Source organism: Nitrospira sp., from assembly GCA_029194675.1.
GTDB lineage: Bacteria > Nitrospirota > Nitrospiria > Nitrospirales > Nitrospiraceae > Nitrospira_D.
Window position 1 is genome coordinate 1447701 of sequence record JARFXP010000001.1, and the last position, 16528, is coordinate 1464228.

Sequence of the window (16528 nt, forward strand, 5' to 3'; positions counted from 1 at the left end):
TCAGGCCGATCGATGGATGCAAGACGGAAGGCACATCACAGTCCGACCTTTCTGCGCCACTACACATACGATCCTCCCTCGCCCAAGTCAACCGGCCGACGCAGAGCGACCCCTGTTCTTCTCTGGAGCACCCTGCTCATTCTACTTCCGTTAGGCATCCTTGCGCTGAGCTGGCTCAGCACTCTTCCCGACACAGACCTCCTTGTAAGGACCAACCCGACATCGACGGCGCTCATGGACCATCGGCTGGCAAGAGCGGCCGAGCAGGGACGCACCGACAAGCGACAATGGATCTGGACACCTTTGAGCCGAATCGCACCGGAATTGCAACGTGCCGTGATCGCAGCAGAGGACGCTTCGTTCTTTGTCCATGAAGGATTCGATTGGGAAGGCATCCGCGACGCCGCGCTGTACAATCTGGAAGCGGGGGAACTAAAACGAGGCGGGAGCACTATCACGCAGCAGCTGGCGAAGAATCTGTATCTGTCATCAGAACGTTCGCTGTTCCGCAAGGTCCGTGAAGCCTTGATCACCCGCTCGCTTGAACACCGGCTGACCAAGACACGTATCCTCGAACTGTACCTCAATGTCGCAGAATGGGGGCGCGGCGTGTATGGGGCGGAAGCCGCAGCTCGTCATCACTTTGGGAAATCTGCCTCTGACCTGACCGCGGACGAATCTGCCTGGCTGGCCGCTATTCTACCCAGTCCCCAACGTTACGATCCTATCCGGAAAACTGCTTTCCTCACCCGCCGGCACCAACGTATCCTTGGTTGGATGGAGAAGGTCGCCGTGTCATCCCACAAACGCCTTCAATAAGGCTCGACTAGATTTCCTCGGCGTCGCCAACCTGGCCGTGATCTGCTTCTCCGAAGATGGCCGATTCGTGGGTGTAGTGTTTGAATTCAAGCAAGTTGTGGGACAGGTCTTCTAGAAAGAAGGTACGGTGTTCGATGCGTGTGCCTGGAAAACGCACGCGTGGCTGCTGATAGAAGGAAAGGCCTTTCGCCTTGGCTCGATCTGCCAGCGTTTGCCACTCCTCGTGCGAGAGAAATACCAGTCCGAAATGACGGGGATAGATTCCCTGCTGCTTCGAGGGTTGATTCGGCACGACATGCGCAACGAGCTGATGACCAGCCAGACCAAGCGTGACCGCCTGCTTTGTGCGACGTCCGATAGTACAGCCGAGACCATCTACGTAGAACCGAAGCGTGGCTTCCACGTCGTGAATCGGAAAGGCGAGGTGAAAGATACTATTATTCATCGAAATCTGTCCCTCACTGTCGGTTCTTGCTTACCGTCCCACCATCCTGCAGTCATATGTGGTGTGACATGCTCAATGACAAATCGACCATTCGGAGCAAGAACTAACGCCCCGGCAGCCCCCTGTACTCTTGTGACCAACCGCTTCAGAACCGCTCGCACAACGGTTGCCGGTGTCGTTCCGCAAGCTAAACGATCGCAGATTTCCTTTGCCACGGCAATCCGTATAATCCCCTCGCCCCATCCCGTCATCGACACTGCGCCTGTCTCATTATCCGCATACACCCCACAGCCGATGATCGGCGTGTCCCCGACTCGCCCAGGCAACATGCGATCGATCCCACCGGTCGAGGCACCGGCTGCGACCGTCCCGGTTCGATCGAGAGCGACGGCTCCAACTGTCCCATGCCGATCCCGCGCCGATCTCTTCCGCTTAAGCATCGCCCCATAGGACAACTGTCGAGGTATTGTCCCAAGCCGGTGGTGCTCCATCCTGTAATACCTGGCGAACTTCGTCGCCAAAGGCCCCACGAGCAACACATGATCTGTTTCTTCCATCACGAGGCGCGCTGCAGTGATCGGATGTACAATTCCTTCGATAGAAGCCACCGCCCCGGCTTGCAGGCTATCCCCTTCCATGATGGATGCATCCATCCGCTGCACGCCATCTAACTGGAGTCGCGATCCTTTCCCGGCATTGAAGAGGCCGCTGCCCTCCAGGACACGAATGGTGTGTTCAACGGCAATAAGCGACGAGCTGCCGCGATCCAGGAGATGATAGCCGACTTGCAAGGCGGCATGCAGGCAGGCGGCTTGTGGTGAGGTCATTGCGCGAGAGCCTGCGCCCCCGTGCGCGAGAATGATGGGACGGACAGTTTTCAATTCAAGAGCAGATCCCGGGTCTTCTGATAGACAGGATTTTGCATGCGTTCCAGATCGGACCGCACAAATCCAAGACCTGTCACGCAGAGTTCGAAGTTCTCGGATAATTTTTGAAACAAGGGCAAATTGGTTTCGGCATCATCGCGGCCTATTTGCGCCACGATCCCGTAGGACCGTTTGCCCGTTTTCACATAGTCCACAAGGAAGTCCTTGTGATAAATCGGGCCGGCCGTCTTGAGCCGACGAAGATACTCTGGAAAGAGTCCGGCCATGAACAGAGTGAAATCCCCAATGTGACGATGGACATCCCGTTCACGGTCCAGCGACTGGGCTTCGAGCATCACTTCCGATTCAAAAAGCAAATCGACGACGTTATCGACCGGCTGGTTCTGCCGATTTCTGATCTTATAGAGCTGATCCGTATGAGTGAAATCGACCAAGAGATTGGAGACGTACGATGTGACCTTGGCGTCAGGCCATCCAAGGTGTTCCGTGAAGCTCTTTTCGGTTAATGCGCCGAAGAGTTGCCGGAGCGGGTGTCGTGGTGGAACTTGAGTGCCCATCTCCACCTCCTGCGAAGGCCCGATGAGGCTTGAGCTCAGTATACCAGATCTCACCTACGAACCGGTTTCCATTCTTGTTGATCCTATCGGACCTCCGACAGCCGACCTTGAGTCCAAACTAGCGCCCTTCCCTGCTGTCTACCACGAACGTTACCGGCCCGTCGTTCACCAAGGTCAGTTGCATATGCGCAGCAAAGATACCGGTTTCAACCGACGTTCCGCCTGCCTGCAGATCAGCCGCCACCTGTTCATAGAGGCGCTTGGCTAGGTCAGGAGGAGCAGCGTCATCAAAGCTGGGGCGACGTCCGTTGTCAGTCCTGCCTAACAGAGTGAATTGAGAGACCAACAGGACAGCGCCACCTACATCCGTCAGCGATCGATTCATTTTCCCTTGTTCATCGGCGAAGATCCGGAGGCTCCGAATCTTCTCGACCACATATACTGTATCCGACTCATTATCTCCTTTCGCAACGCCCAACAAGACCATCAAACCATGGTGGATCCGGCCTACGACTTTACCATCAACCTCGACGGAAGCACGAGTGACGCGCTGAAGGACCACTCTCATCGCTTTGGTCATCCTCGCTGCAATTGAGACAATGTCCCTTCAAGAGCCAGCAATTTTCGTTTCATGGACAGCCCACCGGAGAACCCACCGAGCGATGCGTCGTGAGCCACGATCCGGTGACAGGGGATGACGATCGGAATTGGATTCGCACCAACCGCGTTGCCGACCGCTCGGGCGTAGTGCCTGCCTCCGACCCGTGAGGCAATCCATTGATATGAACGGAGTTTGCCGTAAGGCACCCGCAGTAACGTCCGCCATACTTGTCGTTGGAACGATGTTCCTTCCGAGAAATCGAGCGGCACATCAAAGGTATTCCGTTTCCCGGAAAGATAAGCGAGAAGCTGGTGGCGCGCCGTTTCCAGTCGCGCGGACTCTCCTTGTTGCAACGGTTCATCCGACTGTGCTCTGAGATCAAACTCGACAGCCCGCTTCGAGCGTTTCGGCAATACAATCGCTTGAATCCCTTTCCGGGACTCCACGATTCCCATCCAACCCCATGGCGAATGAAAGATCATTGCTCGCTGCATAGCTCGCTCCTTATTATCCCGTCAATCGATTCAACTTTCTACGCACCATCCCCCACACCACGCCGAGTTCCTCGGATCGAAACAACGTATGGACCGCGAGATATCCACCGACACTCAACCCGATAGCGGCGACAAGCATCGCGGATTTCGTGACCCATTCGGCAGGATGCCTCCATACCTGTGCCCCAGATGTCCACCAGCATGCGATCACCAGCGGAATACATGCGACCAGGACTCGAAGGGAAGACCGTCCCACCGCTCTCCAGTCAACTCCGCCTAGTCTACGGTTCAATACCGCCACCAGAATGATTCCGTTTACCATGGACGCCAGTGCCGTGGCGAGTGCCAACCCCGCCGTACCCAGAAAAGACATCAACGCCAGCGAGAAGAGGATATTCGCACCCAACGCGACCGCCGCCGAGATGGCTGGCGTCTTGGTATCTTGCAGTGAATAGAACGCCGTGACGATGATACGAACCCCTCCGAATGCCCACAAGCCGACGGCGTAGCAGAGGACCGCCAGCGCCGTTTCAGCAGTATCTTGAGCAGTGAATGTGCCATGCTCGAAAAAGAGATGCACGATCGGAGTGCGTAACAAGATTAACCCCACCATCGCCGGCACGATGATGAAGAGGATCATTCGCAGACCGAACCCGAGCGTGGTGCGCAGTTCCTCCAACGCGCCTCTGGCCGCTTGTGACGATAACGTCGGCAGAATCGCCGTCGCCAACGCGACCCCGAAGATGCCCAGTGGAAATTGGATCAGCCGCATGCCGTAAAACAGATAGGTCGGTCCGCCGGCGAAGAACGACGCCAACACCGTGCTTACCGTCAGATTGATCTGAGTCACGGACAGGCCGAGCAGCGTGGGTACCATCAGCATGCCGATCCGCCGCAGGCCCGGATGGCCAGGCTCGAATCGGAAGCCGAACAGCAATCCCCGCAGTTTCAGGCTGGGAAGCTGCATGGCGAACTGGGCCGCGCCTCCCGCCACCACGCCGATCGCCACCCCAATGATCGGTTCTTGCAGAAGCGGAGCCAGCCACACGGCGCCGACGATGATGAAGACATTCAGGAAAAGCGGCGAGAAGGCCGGTGCTGCAAAAGCTCGTACCGAGTTCAGAATGCCCATGGCTAACGCCGCCAAGCTGATGAACAGAAGGTAGGGAAACATGACGCGGGCGAGCAGCGTCGTGAGCGCGAGTTTTTCGGGATTGTCCTGAAATCCTGGCGCGAGCAACTGGACGAGCCAGGGAGCGGCCAAAATCCCGACCATCGTCACCAGCGTGACGATGGTCAAGAGCGTCGTGAAGACCGCACTGGCCAGTTCCCAGGCATCCTGGTTGCTCCGCGTCGTCCGATATTCCGTGTACACGGGAATGAAGGCCGACGACATCGACCCCTCGGCAAACAGCTCGCGGAGGAGGCTGGGGATGCGGAACGCGATGAAAAAGGCGTCCGCCGCCGGTGTCGCGCCGAACAATCTGGCCAACACCATGTCGCGGATGAAGCCGAGGATACGACTGGAAAACGTGGCGACGCCGATCACCCCAGCCGCTTTGACGACTGATTGATTCTCGTCCTGCAGCTTGGTTGGAGCACCGGCCGAGACGGTGGGCTCTGACATGGACCGGATTCTAGCGGAACGATCGCAGGCCGTCTATCGATGCGGCGATTTCATTGCGCTACTCTGCTAGGCACAAAAGGCATTTGTCGTAACGGGCTTCGGCTTCTCTTGACCGGAACCCTCGAAATAGACGCCCATATCAAATTCCATTGCGATCCTGATCGAGGTCAAGGACTTCGATAAGGACCTCGTGAATCCGTACCATGAGTGTGGCTGAGAGTTTGGTCAAAGGGCCTTCGACCAAGCGGCGATTGTCGATTGCGCGTAGTTGATCGATCAGTAAATCGGAGGTGCGGCGAAGACGTCCGGCGGCGGGGACACGAATACGCAAAGGTTCAGCACCCTCAATCAGCACAGTCGTCAACGGAACGACGAGTGTGGAGGGATGTTGCGCGTCAAGCAATGCTTGGGCCTGGACGATCAGAACCGGTCGTGTCTTGCCCGGCTCAGTCCCACGTTTCGGATCAAGATCAGCCAGCCACACTTCTCCTCGGTTAAGCATCGGGGGTCTGTTCGACGGCGGCAAACTCGCGATTGACGCGGAGGCTTTCCTTGCGCACTTTCTTTGAGGCTTCGGCCAAACGTCGCGCCCGGAGTATTGTCTGCGTCTGTCGATTCATGCGCTCGATCGCTCGGCGGATATAGGCGGCTCGGGATAGATGAAGGGTATCCGCGCAACGACGACTGGCCTCCAAAACGTCTTCCGGTAGTTTTAGCAAGATGGCTCCCATCGGTTCCTCCGTGCATATCTTATTGTGATATGCGTACATGATATCTCAATACAGCACACCAACGCAAACGCATAGGTGTTACAAAGGTAATGCTATTCATCCATACTTTAACGGAGGACAAAGGCAATGGAACCACAGCAGAACATCGAGATGTTCGAATTGGAATCAGACGAACCAAAGCTTTTGCTGATTGGAGATCCAAACAGTGGAGCTGAGTCTGACGAGATCGATGTCGTTTTTGTGCACGGATGGTTGGGAAGCGTGAACGGCACCTGGACTTGGGAAGGCAAGGATAACAAGGAGGAGTTCTATTGGCCACTCGAGCTTTGGAATGACTTGAACACTAAAGTATGTGCAGCACGAGTGTGGGTCCTTGGTTACAACGTTCATCTTAGGTAAAATAACTTGCCAAAGTTTGCTCGGAGGTTTCTCAACCGATTCCTGCCAAAGGTCGAGGAGGCATTGCGTGGCGAACAAACTGATATTCAGTTGAGTTTGAAACAACGAGCAGAATTCCTGTGCCAAGGTCTCCTCGAAGGGGATGATCGTCTTGGAGATCGCCCGATTGTATTTGTGGCCCACAGCCTGGGTGGCCTAATGGTCAAGGCGATGCTGGAACGCGAGTGGATAAGCCGAGGTGACAAGAGCAGGATCTTGAGCCAGACCAAAGCGGTGGTCTTCCTCGGTACTCCCCATAGTGGATCGTCACTTGCAAACCTGGCGGAAACGTTAGCCCAGGGCGCAATAAGTGGAACGGGGATGCTTGGCATGGCGCTGGCAAATTCCCTTGGATCTCCAATGTCGATTCCTGGTGACTCAGTAGGTAATAAATTGGCCAAGTGGATTTTGGGGCCGAGCGCAACGACGGAATCACTTAAAGACGACAACCCTGAGCTGTTCGATCTCATGAAATCTTACCGAGCTATTTCTCGTGAACGGTCAATAGAGACCCTATCCTACTTCGAAACCATGAACTACATGGGCGTCGCGATTGTCGTGAGCCAATCTAGCGCCGATCCGGGTCTTGTGGATGCAGCGCTGTATTCTCAGTTCGATATCGACAAGCTGGTCCTCATCGCATGGCGGAAATATCGCTTGGAACAGGCACTTCTGGATGACGACGGCATTACACGTGGCCGCATTGACGATCTGGTCGCAAAGATTCGGACGATGGCGGAAGTTTCCTTACTGGCAGGATTATCATCCAATCGTCGGCAATGAGCCTAGGGTATTTCTATCCTCCGAATCATTGGATGTGCGAGCTCGGCGCCTTGACGTGACGAGGCAGTCCCTCATCACAATGTGGATTGCCGAGCGATTAAAAGAGAGGTAAAGAAAGCAAGTTGACTTCTTGTGGAGCCAGGCCCCTAGCGCGTGTTGGAGTTTCGCGCCAGGAGACCCGTTGTTCGATCGATCACGCCGCAAGTCGAACAGGCGGCCGGTTGGTCATGGTTCCGACGTTCGGTCCCACGTCACGTAATACCTCAACTTTGGCCTGAGGCTTCATCTCCAACGTCCCATTGAACACCACTCCTTCTTCCATCGAAAGCACCGGTGTGGTCAGGCTGCCTTGAACAACGGCCGGAGCACGGAGGATAATTTGGTTCTTTGCTAGGATATCGCCTGTGATCGTTCCGTGGCATACCACAGTTCCAGCAGAGACCTTGGCCTTGAGCACCGCATCAGGGCCGACGAGTAGGCCGCCATCGGTATAGATTTCGCCGTCCAGGGATCCATCAATCCGTACTGTGCCGGAATAGGTGATGATCCCCTTGAACTCGACATCTTTGCCGACGAAGGCGACCTCGTCCGGAAGGGTCGAGCCGTTCTTTGATGGACTGCGCCTGTCCTCCACCCATCGCTCCCGTGCCCGTTCTCCTGCCGTCTGTTCTCCTTCTCCCCGTTCTCCCTCTCCTCCTTCCCCATCTTCCTGCTTCCACATAATGACGCTCCCTCCTTGTCCGTATTATCTCGCCATACAAAGATCGACCCTGCCGATCAGTCCCGCCCGACCTCTTATCTATCGGTCGGAAACGATATTTTATTGAGCGCTCAAGATATGAAGGGGATTCCTCAGGGTTCCTGTACCAGGACATTCGGCAATTCATCGGGATTGTCGCCAGGACGACCAGGACAAACCTCCGCAAGGAGCATGCCGCACGTATCGATGCTCTGGCACAACCCGCCGACGATATCACCCGTTTTCAATCGGTCGAAAGCAGCTTGGGCGACCTGGGACCACCGTTCTATCGAGACCCGTCGAAACAAACATTGATCCGGAAGCACGTAGATCTGATGCTCTAAGAGGGACACCATGATCAGCACACCGGTACGCTCACGAGTCTGGGAGACGGCATGCTGTGTGAAAGCACGTTCAGCCTTGAGCTTCACCTTGCCCTGCATCCGATCGGTCGATGTGAGCAGGCGAATAATAGGGACAAAGGTGCCAAGCCAGACTCCTCCACCATAAGCCAGGATTGTCGCCAGTACCAGCCAAGCCGCATTGGAGGCATGCCAGCCCCATGGCAGCCACAGAAGTTCAGTGGTCAGGAAGATCGTAAGTATCGACAGCGCGAGGGCTAATCCGGCGCGATGTTGCGCATCGCGATAGAGACCGGATCGGCTGACGATCATTGGGACGATCTCCGCATTCGTGCGTTGTTCCGCGGCATGCACAGCCAGCCTGATTCGCTCCCGTTCCTCGGCTGTGAGTCGCAGCCCTTTACCAGTTTCCACTGGCCCCACCTCCTCCGAAATCGCCTCCGCCACCACTGAACCCAGCTCCACCACCAAATGAACCTCCGCCCCACCCTCCGCCGCGGCTACTGTACCAAAGCCAATCATCCATACCGCTGGACCGACTTCTCCTTCCCCCGGTACCAGAGGCGCTAATCGCCAGCAGGAGAAGCAAGGTGATACCGCTTGCCACGAGTGCCGGGGCTACCCAGGGTGCCAGCAGGGTGGTGATCCCTGCCCCAGCGACCGGCCCGATGAATCGATGGAGGTTCATGAACAGGAGTCCAACGAGTAGTCCGACAATGACGGCGACTACGACCTGCCCAATAATATCGCTTTCCTCCTGAGGCACTGCCTTCTCGGACGCCTGATAGGTTCCTTCAATGGTTTTTACGATTGCGTTGATGCCTCCAGTCACCCCACCGGGCATATCACCGGCACGAAACCGAGGAACAATTTCATTCCTGATGATTTGAGCCGAGCGAATGTCGGTCAGGACTCCTTCTAATCCGTATCCGACTTCGATGCGAACTTTTCGCTCCTTAATCGCCACAAGCAACAGAATGCCATTGTCAGTACCTTTTTGACCGAGTTTCCAGGTCGTCGCAACACGATGAGAGAATTCTTCGAGGGGTTCGCCTTCGAGGGAGGGAACTATCAGGACAGCCACCTGATTGCTCGACTGAGTTTCGTGCGCCGCCAGTTGCGCCGTCAGCGACTCAGCCGTGGAATTCGGCAAGACATGGGCGAGATCGACGATCTGCCCTATCAACGGCGGAACATCAAGTGCCGCGGCAGATGTGGTGAGGAAGAGGGTTGCGGCTGCCAGACAGCAGCAGAACGCGAGGCGGCTTATTCCGAATACTTCCAACCTTCACCTCAACCTCGATTCAGAACTTCACTTCGGGTGGCTTCGCCACGGCTTTCTCATCGGCGACCGTAAAGTTGGGGCGCTCTTCCAGGTGCAGCAGCAGCTTCGCTGTGAGGTTGGTCGGGAAAAATCGGACCATCTTGTTATATTCCGCCACTCGGTCGATATACCGTTTACGCGCTACGGTGATCCGGTTCTCTGTCCCCTCCAGCTGGCTTTGGAGGTCCCTGAAATTTTGATCGGCTTTCAGGTTGGGGTAATTTTCGGCAATGGCGATCAGCCGGCCTAGCGCCGATGTCAGACCGGCTTGGGCCTTTTGAAATGTCTCGAATGCGGCTGCATCTTTGAGTACCTCAGGCGTCATCTGCATCCCCGTCGCCTTGGCTCTGGCGTTCACAACACCTTCAAGGGTCTCTTTTTCGTGAGCTGCGTACCCCTTGACCGTCGCAACAAGGTTCGGAATGAGATCGGCACGGCGCTGGTATTGATTGATCACTTCGCTCCACGCAGCCTTCGTATCTTCGTCCAAGCCTTGAAGATCGTTGTAACCACAACCGGACACAGACAATACACCGGTCATCGCTATGGTGATCACCGTCTTTTGCCGCCAAGTACGCCCCATCAGTTCCTCCTTCAGCAGTCGAGCAGAACGCAGTGTCCCAAGATCTCACGATCATGCTACCATGGGCATAATCATTAAGATATGTCGGTCAAGAGGGCCTATGCCACGGGAGCAGTCGATTCATAAACCTGGTGGGTTTCAAGTACGACACCGCACACTCGGCATCTATCAAGGCAGTGCGATCGATCTCGCGTTCTGGCACCCGTCGTCAGGCATGCCCGAACATGGGCTCTGTCGGTTTTCGACAAGAGACAAGGCACAAGCGTTGATCGATGTGCTCTCCTCTTCCGCCTGCAGGGAACCGATGGATCGCAACGATCTGACGATCGAGCCGTTCGATGTCACCGAACATGACCGTTTGATCACTGAACATCCGCTTCCGTCTGCCTGGGAGACACCTACCTAGGCTGAGAGATCATGACTAGCCGGTGACTGTCGGCTCGGCGGCCTTGGAGAGGACGCTGGAGGTGGATCCCGAATGGGATTGGATGAAAGTCAGAAGGCGTTTGTTCTCTTGGGCCTTGCGGAGAAACTTAAAGGCGATACCTCGCGCACTCACTGACCGCACCATGGCTGCTACTTCGACGGGAGCTTCATCTTCGGCGATAACGATCTCCAGGTAAAAAATATCGTCAACACGCACCTGAGTCTCGCTCTTGATGATGCACCCGCCCAACGAGAGGTCCAGCACCGTGCCCTCGCCCCTCACTTTTCCCCCGGAGAACGACAGGCACAGACGAACAGGGATACGGAGGTGTTCCCGGCGCTCGATTGGGTGAGAGGATCCCGCCGCGCTCACGCGACGCGCGAGGAAACGATGGCAACAATGTCGGCACTGGAACGGAACAATCCGAATCAGCGCCGCAACCAGTTCACGTGGAGTCTGCGGCCATGCCTGCAATGCACCGTGCTTGTGACACCGCGGACAAGCCACCTGGCGGCTCATTCGACGTGAATCTCCCCCATATCCAGCCTCACAACCAATCTATGACCGCACTATAAAGGCCTTTCCCCCACAGTCAAGATGATTGCCATCCGGCGCAGATCAGCCTCCACCAACCTTTTACACCAGGGAGAGGTCGGGGGCTGACGCTCGGCATCGCGCTTGGTTACGAATCAAAAGGAGAGAAGACCGCGCCGTCACCCTGTCCGCTAAGTGGACTCTGCATGAGGAGATTCCGGCTCAGCGGGAAGACCCGATTCGACGACTCCGGCTCGGAGATATTCGCGATTGAGAGTGGCGATGAAACGGACGCTGATGCGTTTCGGACAGACGGCTTCACACTCATTTTGATTGCTGCAAGCCCCGAATCCTTCACGATCTACGGCTTCCAACATCGCTTTCACCCGATGGGTACGCTCGGGCTTCCCTTGCGGCAAGAGCGCCAAATGAGACACCTTGGCCCCCACAAACAACGCGGGCGAGGCATTCTTGCAAGCTGCCACACAGGCTCCACAACCGATGCAAGACGCGGCATCCACCGCTCCACCGGTATGGACGGAGATGTACCCCCCGGCTTGCATGATTCGATCCAACGCTCGGCGATCCACCACCAGATCCTTAATGATGGGAAACGCTCGTGCGCGCCACGGCTCGATGGTGATGACGGCTCCGTCGGGCAACCGCCGCATGTACAACTGACAGGTGGTCATGCCGCGGTCCGGGCCATGCGGATGCCATTGATCACCAGCGAGCAACTTCCACAAATACCTTCGCGGCAATCCTGCTCGAAGGCCACCGGCTCTTCACCCTTGGCAATCAATCCCTGATTCACGCTGTCGAGCATTTCCAAGAACGACATGCCGGAGCTCACGTCGCAAGCCTCATACGTCACAAACCAGCCCCGCTCGTCCGGCCCCTTCTGCCGCCAAATGTTCAACGTGAATTTCATGATGTGGATTGCTGATCACTGATAACTTCTCGTTGTCGGATGTACAAACTCGAAAGCCAGGGACTCCTTGTGGAGGACGGGCGATGTGCTCTCTCGGTACTCCCATGCTGCCACGTGCGAGAAGCGGCTGTCGTCACGTTGCGGCTCGCCATCGTCCGTCTGATACTCCTCTCGGAAGTGCGCTCCGCATGCCTCTTCCCGATGCAATGCATCGTGACAAAGCAGCTCGGCGAATTTGAGATAGTCCGCCACTCGCCCCGCATACTCCAACTCTTGGTTGAAGGCCTCTCCTGATCCCGGAACCATCACATCCCGCCAAAATTCTTCCCGTAGTGCAGGAATCGACGTCAGTGCCAATTTGAGCCCTTCTTCATTGCGAGACATGCCGCAGTGATCCCACAACAGTTTGCCGACTTCACGGTGGAATGATGCAGCCGTTTGACTTCCCCTGACATTCAGCAGGCGACTGATCCGATTCGTCACGCGCTGAAGTGCCGCGCGAGATTCCTTGTGATCTTGCCCAATCAACGAGAGCTTCGCCCTCGCCAAATAATGACCGATCGTATAAGGCAGGATGAAATAGCCATCGGCAAGCCCTTGCATGAGAGAGCTGGCTCCGAGCCGGTTGGCCCCGTGATCCACGAAATTCGCTTCGCCGACGACGAAGAGTCCCGAGATGGCACTCATGAGATTGTAATCCACCCAGAGCCCTCCCATCGTATAGTGCGGCGCCGGGTAAATTCGCATGGGTGCGTGGTAGGCATCTTCCCCCGTGATCCGCTGATAGATGTCGAAGAGATTTCCGTAACGTTCGCGAACCACCTCGATCCCCTGCTGTTCAATCACATCGGCAAAATCCAGGTACACGCCATAACCGCCTGGCCCGACGCCACGGCCTTCGTCGCACACGGCCTTCACGGCGCGGGATGCGATATCTCGTGGTGCGAGATTGCCGAAACGTGGGTATCGGCGCTCTAGAAAGTAGTCGCGTTCTGCAGCCGGAATGTCACCCGGAGAGCGGTGATCCGCCGACATCTTCGGTACCCACAGCCGCCCGTCGTTCCGAAGCGATTCGGACATCAGGGTCAACTTGGCCTGATGAGCGTCCCCCGGGGGAATCGCCGTGGGGTGGATCTGCGTAAAGCAAGGATTCGCGAATGCAGCCCCCTGACCTGAGCGAGCCGATACACATTGGCCTCGCGAGAACGGAAGTCTCCACCTTTGATCATGTCATAAAACAGTCGGCCTACACTGTCTCCGTCGTCTTGGTAATTTTTTGCCGCGTTGATCCCCCCTGTGCCGCAATACTGTGGGCGCGGCGCGACTATCGTGAAAACAAAAACACTCGACCTGATAACCGAGTTGCCCCAATGTCGAAGCCGCGCTGGCTCTCGCAAGGCCGGCGACGGCGATGACCGTGATTTTCCCTTTGTTATTCGGACTCACCAATTTTTCGCTGAACCGTCGCCGGTCCCATTTGGTTTCCAGTGAGCCGGGAGGAATTTTCGGATCAAGTTTCATCATCCGCGTACGATCCCCAAGAAGATGGCTAGAATGATGGCGACGTTGCCGAGAACGACCAACAGCGCAACCGTGGGACCAGCGGCCTTGAAGAGTCGGTTGAATGCGGCATGTTCCAGCCCCAATGTCTGTAAACTGCTGGTGACGGCATGGTTCAGATGCAAGCCCAGCCCCAGCTGACCCGCCCAGTAGAGCGCCACGATGGATGGATTCTGAAAGGCATGGACGATCTTCCCATAAACATCACGATGTCCTTCGGCGTCGAGGCGATCGGCAGAAGAGGGATCGATGACGTCGGCCGTCAGATGCAACAGGTGGAAGATGATGAAGAGCAAGAGCACAATGCCGGAGGCGGCCATTGTGCGGGACGCAAAAGAGGCTTGGCGATACTCGCGGACCGCATACGCGACCGGGCGAGCACGACGATTTCGCAAGGTCAACCGGATCGCCAGTACGATATGGAGAACCGCAAGGCTCAGTAACCCGATCCGGGCTGTCCAGAGGAGGATCGGCATGTCTCGGAGAAGCGCCGCATAGGCATTGAGCGCAAGGGGTCCTTCGAATACCTGAAGATTTCCCGACATGTGAAAAATAACATAGATCACGAGCCCCAGCCCGCTCAGAGCCATCAGGTCGAACGCCGTGACACAGTTCCGCCCACCCGTTTACCCGATGGGCAACATCCTGTTAAAATAGTTATTTGTACTTAATATTATGCTTACGTATAAGATCACAAGGCTGCGATGGCTTGGGTCGGGGCCGATCGCTTCCACTATTTTCCCACGGTGTTGACACCGTTCGCCCGGTACCCGGTGTCACGTCCCTGACTCTGGTGCAACTCAAGTCACGAGAACCTACATTCATCTTGCTGAGCCTTTTCTTGAAGAACACAGTTGTGCTTTTTAGGATACAGGTATATTTTTACCTATTCATTGTATTTAATAGCAATATCAAATAGTTACGATTGTCACGTTTAGGCACACTGATTGCTTTGATAAAATGCGGCTGGCTGTGTTTAAGCATTTGATCGGATATATGAGGGAGGGTTTGTGCGCAATCAACAAACTTTGGCATCTGCGGTAACCTGTTCTGGCGTGGGACTCCATTCCGGTCAGTCGGCATCGATTACGCTGCGGCCGGCTCCTCCTGACACCGGTGTGGTTTTCGTCAATCGCAAAACGGACGTTGATACGTATCTTTCCGCCTCTATTGAACATCGCCTCCCGACCGAATTATGCACGGCCCTCAGCGGCAATGGCTTCCAGGTTCAGACCATCGAGCATCTGCTATCGGCGCTGTCCGGCCTTCATATCGATAATGCTTTCATCGATGTAACGGCAAGCGAAGTTCCGGTCATGGATGGAAGCGCCGCACCGTTTGTCCGAATGATTCAATCCGTCGGTATCGTCTCCCAAGAGCGGAAGCAGCCATTTCTTAAAATCATGGCCCCGATTGAAGTGCGCGAAGGAGCGAAGTGTGTTCGGATCGAACCGTCCTCCACCTCGAAAATCACCTACTCCATCCATTATGAGCATCCTCTGATCAAGACACAGACCTATGCGTATGATTGCTCCGCCAGCGCGTTTGAGAATGAGATTGCCGAGGCCAGGACATTTGGGTTTCTGTACGAAGTCCAAGCATTATGGGCTCGAGGGCTCGGCAAAGGAGGAACACTCGACAACACGGTTGTGCTGTCGAGTGATGGGGTCATCAATGATTCCGGTCTCCGATTCGATGACGAGTTTGTCCGTCACAAGATTCTTGATCTGATCGGTGACTTTTCCCTTATGGGAATGCCCTTCATCGGCCACATTGTCGCAGACCGGTCAGGGCATGCACTCCACACTCGGTTGGTTCAACAAATCCTGACGCAGCCGGAGAAGTGGGTGATTTTGAATGCGGACTCTTCAGGAGAAAGCAAGCGGTCGGTCACGCACGCGCTTCATCTTCAGCCGGCCGTTGCGCTTCAGGCCTCTTAGTTTATAACGGGTTCTCTGTCTCCTGCTGTGGTCGTTCTAGGTGGGACGGTCTTCTAATTCCAGAACATCGCAGTATGGTACGCCGGGGGTAAGTGGCCTTACCCCCGGCGTATCAATCATAGCGGGGATTACTTCTTCTTCTTCTTCGCTGCCTTTTTCGTTGCCAAGATTCTCACCCCCCTTCGCACTGTCGAGTTAAGCCCGTTGACTCACCGCTACACGGCTTGAATCAGCATATCGTCCAAGGCTTCGAACGTATTTGGACCGACCTTTCTGAACCGCTTGTCACGCTTGAGCGACGTCGCGATCGACGTGAGCGGCGTTTTCCCTTTGATCTGCAACCCGCCTTCGATCAAACGCTGCACCAGCTCTTTTGCGTGCATCGCACGATTCGATTCTCGGAGAATTTCATAGGCTGCTTGAGGGACGCTTTTCCCCACATACTTACTCCGTCCAAGAAGAATCTCCCGCGATTGATCGGTAACGTCCATAACCGGCGCAGGCCGGATCCCCTTGGGATCATCCGTTGTAATGATCTGGTTGGAGAGACTGGCCAGCTTGGCCTTGTCGGCTTCGACACGATAGAGGGTTTCAGCAAGCTCCAGATATTTCTTAATGGTGGCGATTTCGTCATCGAGTCGGCGACGCTTCTTCTCTAGTTCATGGAACCGACTCTTATACGCGTTAATCCGTTGCTCCAGACCAACGAGAATGTCTGTTAATTCCTCCACAATGCCCTCACATAA

Annotated in this window: 23 protein-coding genes and 1 pseudogene; 5 read left to right on the plus strand and 19 right to left on the minus strand. The window is 55.7% G+C overall.

All coding sequences use genetic code 11. The annotated features are described in order from the left end of the window. Nucleotides 1-12: 12 nt before the first annotated feature. On the plus strand, nucleotides 13-819 hold the full coding sequence (gene mtgA, locus P0120_06930; GenBank protein ID MDF0674061.1) for a monofunctional biosynthetic peptidoglycan transglycosylase: 807 nt from the start codon (nucleotides 13-15) through the stop codon (nucleotides 817-819). Nucleotides 820-826: 7 nt separating this feature from the next. Here the strand turns inward: mtgA and P0120_06935 are convergent, their stop codons facing one another. From P0120_06935 to P0120_06970, 8 genes are all read right to left on the minus strand, one after another. Beyond that, complete coding sequence (locus P0120_06935) at nucleotides 827-1264, minus strand: VOC family protein (protein MDF0674062.1); 438 nt, start codon at nucleotides 1262-1264, stop codon at nucleotides 827-829. Continuing rightward, nucleotides 1261-2145 (minus strand): isoaspartyl peptidase/L-asparaginase family protein, encoded by an 885-nt coding sequence (locus P0120_06940; protein ID MDF0674063.1) that lies wholly within the window; start codon nucleotides 2143-2145, stop codon nucleotides 1261-1263. Before P0120_06940 ends, P0120_06935 begins: the two co-directional genes overlap by 4 nt. Beyond that, nucleotides 2142-2708, minus strand: a complete 567-nt coding sequence (locus tag P0120_06945) for a hypothetical protein (GenBank protein ID MDF0674064.1) — start codon at nucleotides 2706-2708, stop codon at nucleotides 2142-2144. Before P0120_06945 ends, P0120_06940 begins: the two co-directional genes overlap by 4 nt. Before the next feature lie 118 nt (nucleotides 2709-2826). After that, nucleotides 2827-3276: a D-aminoacyl-tRNA deacylase gene (gene dtd / locus P0120_06950; protein MDF0674065.1), complete on the minus strand. Its 450-nt coding sequence runs from the start codon at nucleotides 3274-3276 to the stop codon at nucleotides 2827-2829. Between the two features lie 8 nt (nucleotides 3277-3284). Further along, on the minus strand, nucleotides 3285-3803 hold the full coding sequence (locus P0120_06955; GenBank protein MDF0674066.1) for a methylated-DNA--[protein]-cysteine S-methyltransferase: 519 nt from the start codon (nucleotides 3801-3803) through the stop codon (nucleotides 3285-3287). A 13-nt stretch (nucleotides 3804-3816) separates the two neighbouring features. Next, on the minus strand, nucleotides 3817-5430 hold the full coding sequence (murJ, locus tag P0120_06960; protein MDF0674067.1) for a murein biosynthesis integral membrane protein MurJ: 1614 nt from the start codon (nucleotides 5428-5430) through the stop codon (nucleotides 3817-3819). A gap of 139 nt (nucleotides 5431-5569) precedes the next feature. After that, complete coding sequence (locus tag P0120_06965) at nucleotides 5570-5932, minus strand: type II toxin-antitoxin system PemK/MazF family toxin (protein ID MDF0674068.1); 363 nt, start codon at nucleotides 5930-5932, stop codon at nucleotides 5570-5572. Then, nucleotides 5925-6161, minus strand: a complete 237-nt coding sequence (locus P0120_06970; protein MDF0674069.1) for a hypothetical protein — start codon at nucleotides 6159-6161, stop codon at nucleotides 5925-5927. Before P0120_06970 ends, P0120_06965 begins: the two co-directional genes overlap by 8 nt. Nucleotides 6162-6287: 126 nt before the next feature. Here P0120_06970 and P0120_06975 point away from each other — a divergent pair, with 126 nt between their 5' ends. After that, nucleotides 6288-6560, plus strand: a complete 273-nt coding sequence (locus P0120_06975) for a hypothetical protein (GenBank protein MDF0674070.1) — start codon at nucleotides 6288-6290, stop codon at nucleotides 6558-6560. A 63-nt stretch (nucleotides 6561-6623) separates the two neighbouring features. Then, complete coding sequence (locus P0120_06980) at nucleotides 6624-7382, plus strand: hypothetical protein (GenBank protein ID MDF0674071.1); 759 nt, start codon at nucleotides 6624-6626, stop codon at nucleotides 7380-7382. A gap of 193 nt (nucleotides 7383-7575) precedes the next feature. Here P0120_06980 and P0120_06985 read toward each other — a convergent pair whose 3' ends face one another. The 4 genes from P0120_06985 to P0120_07000 form a co-directional block, all read right to left on the minus strand. Next, a complete protein-coding gene (locus tag P0120_06985) occupies nucleotides 7576-8103 on the minus strand; it encodes a polymer-forming cytoskeletal protein (protein MDF0674072.1) in 528 nt (175 codons plus the stop codon). Between the two features lie 131 nt (nucleotides 8104-8234). Beyond that, complete coding sequence (locus P0120_06990) at nucleotides 8235-8897, minus strand: hypothetical protein (GenBank protein ID MDF0674073.1); 663 nt, start codon at nucleotides 8895-8897, stop codon at nucleotides 8235-8237. Further along, nucleotides 8884-9768, minus strand: a complete 885-nt coding sequence (locus tag P0120_06995; protein MDF0674074.1) for a TPM domain-containing protein — start codon at nucleotides 9766-9768, stop codon at nucleotides 8884-8886. The genes P0120_06990 and P0120_06995 overlap by 14 nt, the downstream gene beginning before the upstream one ends. A gap of 19 nt (nucleotides 9769-9787) precedes the next feature. Beyond that, a complete protein-coding gene (locus P0120_07000; GenBank protein ID MDF0674075.1) occupies nucleotides 9788-10390 on the minus strand; it encodes a LemA family protein in 603 nt (200 codons plus the stop codon). Nucleotides 10391-10490: 100 nt separating this feature from the next. Here P0120_07000 and P0120_07005 point away from each other — a divergent pair, with 100 nt between their 5' ends. Then, on the plus strand, nucleotides 10491-10796 hold the full coding sequence (locus tag P0120_07005) for a hypothetical protein (GenBank protein ID MDF0674076.1): 306 nt from the start codon (nucleotides 10491-10493) through the stop codon (nucleotides 10794-10796). Between the two features lie 15 nt (nucleotides 10797-10811). On the opposite strand, the gene P0120_07010 is transcribed toward P0120_07005, so the two are convergent. From P0120_07010 to P0120_07035, 6 genes and pseudogenes are all read right to left on the minus strand, one after another. Continuing rightward, a complete protein-coding gene (locus P0120_07010) occupies nucleotides 10812-11324 on the minus strand; it encodes a PilZ domain-containing protein (GenBank protein MDF0674077.1) in 513 nt (170 codons plus the stop codon). A 218-nt stretch (nucleotides 11325-11542) separates the two neighbouring features. Beyond that, entirely contained in the window at nucleotides 11543-12043 is a 501-nt protein-coding gene (locus P0120_07015; GenBank protein MDF0674078.1) for a 4Fe-4S dicluster domain-containing protein, read from the minus strand. Next, nucleotides 12040-12282 (minus strand): 2Fe-2S iron-sulfur cluster-binding protein, encoded by a 243-nt coding sequence (locus tag P0120_07020; protein MDF0674079.1) that lies wholly within the window; start codon nucleotides 12280-12282, stop codon nucleotides 12040-12042. Before P0120_07020 ends, P0120_07015 begins: the two co-directional genes overlap by 4 nt. Before the next feature lie 15 nt (nucleotides 12283-12297). Next, nucleotides 12298-13470, minus strand: a pseudogene (gene sdhA / locus P0120_07025) (succinate dehydrogenase (quinone) flavoprotein subunit). Between the two features lie 42 nt (nucleotides 13471-13512). Continuing rightward, a complete protein-coding gene (locus P0120_07030; protein MDF0674080.1) occupies nucleotides 13513-13806 on the minus strand; it encodes a hypothetical protein in 294 nt (97 codons plus the stop codon). Further along, nucleotides 13803-14432: a succinate dehydrogenase cytochrome b subunit gene (locus P0120_07035; protein MDF0674081.1), complete on the minus strand. Its 630-nt coding sequence runs from the start codon at nucleotides 14430-14432 to the stop codon at nucleotides 13803-13805. Before P0120_07035 ends, P0120_07030 begins: the two co-directional genes overlap by 4 nt. A 420-nt stretch (nucleotides 14433-14852) precedes the next feature. Between P0120_07035 and lpxC the strand changes: the two genes are divergently transcribed. After that, nucleotides 14853-15782 (plus strand): UDP-3-O-acyl-N-acetylglucosamine deacetylase, encoded by a 930-nt coding sequence (lpxC, locus tag P0120_07040; protein ID MDF0674082.1) that lies wholly within the window; start codon nucleotides 14853-14855, stop codon nucleotides 15780-15782. A 215-nt stretch (nucleotides 15783-15997) separates the two neighbouring features. Here lpxC and P0120_07045 read toward each other — a convergent pair whose 3' ends face one another. Beyond that, on the minus strand, nucleotides 15998-16513 hold the full coding sequence (locus tag P0120_07045) for a winged helix-turn-helix domain-containing protein (GenBank protein ID MDF0674083.1): 516 nt from the start codon (nucleotides 16511-16513) through the stop codon (nucleotides 15998-16000). Nucleotides 16514-16528: the final 15 nt, after the last annotated feature.

Bases quoted from the DNA above. Each gene is read 5' to 3' on its own strand.
- P0120_06945 (MDF0674064.1), bottom strand. From the start codon at position 2,708: ATGGGCACTCAAGTTCCACCACGACACCCGCTCCGGCAACTCTTCGGC.
- P0120_07020 (MDF0674079.1), bottom strand. From the start codon at position 12,282: ATGAAATTCACGTTGAACATTTGGCGGCAGAAGGGGCCGGACGAGCGG.
- P0120_07030 (MDF0674080.1), bottom strand. From the start codon at position 13,806: ATGATGAAACTTGATCCGAAAATTCCTCCCGGCTCACTGGAAACCAAA.
- P0120_07015 (MDF0674078.1), bottom strand. From the start codon at position 12,043: ATGACCACCTGTCAGTTGTACATGCGGCGGTTGCCCGACGGAGCCGTC.
- dtd (MDF0674065.1), bottom strand. From the start codon at position 3,276: ATGAGAGTGGTCCTTCAGCGCGTCACTCGTGCTTCCGTCGAGGTTGAT.
- P0120_07000 (MDF0674075.1), bottom strand. From the start codon at position 10,390: ATGGGGCGTACTTGGCGGCAAAAGACGGTGATCACCATAGCGATGACC.
- P0120_06985 (MDF0674072.1), bottom strand. From the start codon at position 8,103: ATGTGGAAGCAGGAAGATGGGGAAGGAGGAGAGGGAGAACGGGGAGAA.
- murJ (MDF0674067.1), bottom strand. From the start codon at position 5,430: ATGTCAGAGCCCACCGTCTCGGCCGGTGCTCCAACCAAGCTGCAGGAC.
- P0120_07005 (MDF0674076.1), top strand. From the start codon at position 10,491: ATGCCACGGGAGCAGTCGATTCATAAACCTGGTGGGTTTCAAGTACGA.
- P0120_06935 (MDF0674062.1), bottom strand. From the start codon at position 1,264: ATGAATAATAGTATCTTTCACCTCGCCTTTCCGATTCACGACGTGGAA.
- P0120_07035 (MDF0674081.1), bottom strand. From the start codon at position 14,432: ATGGCTCTGAGCGGGCTGGGGCTCGTGATCTATGTTATTTTTCACATG.
- P0120_06965 (MDF0674068.1), bottom strand. From the start codon at position 5,932: ATGCTTAACCGAGGAGAAGTGTGGCTGGCTGATCTTGATCCGAAACGT.
- P0120_06970 (MDF0674069.1), bottom strand. From the start codon at position 6,161: ATGGGAGCCATCTTGCTAAAACTACCGGAAGACGTTTTGGAGGCCAGT.
- mtgA (MDF0674061.1), top strand. From the start codon at position 13: ATGGATGCAAGACGGAAGGCACATCACAGTCCGACCTTTCTGCGCCAC.
- P0120_06955 (MDF0674066.1), bottom strand. From the start codon at position 3,803: ATGCAGCGAGCAATGATCTTTCATTCGCCATGGGGTTGGATGGGAATC.
- P0120_06975 (MDF0674070.1), top strand. From the start codon at position 6,288: ATGGAACCACAGCAGAACATCGAGATGTTCGAATTGGAATCAGACGAA.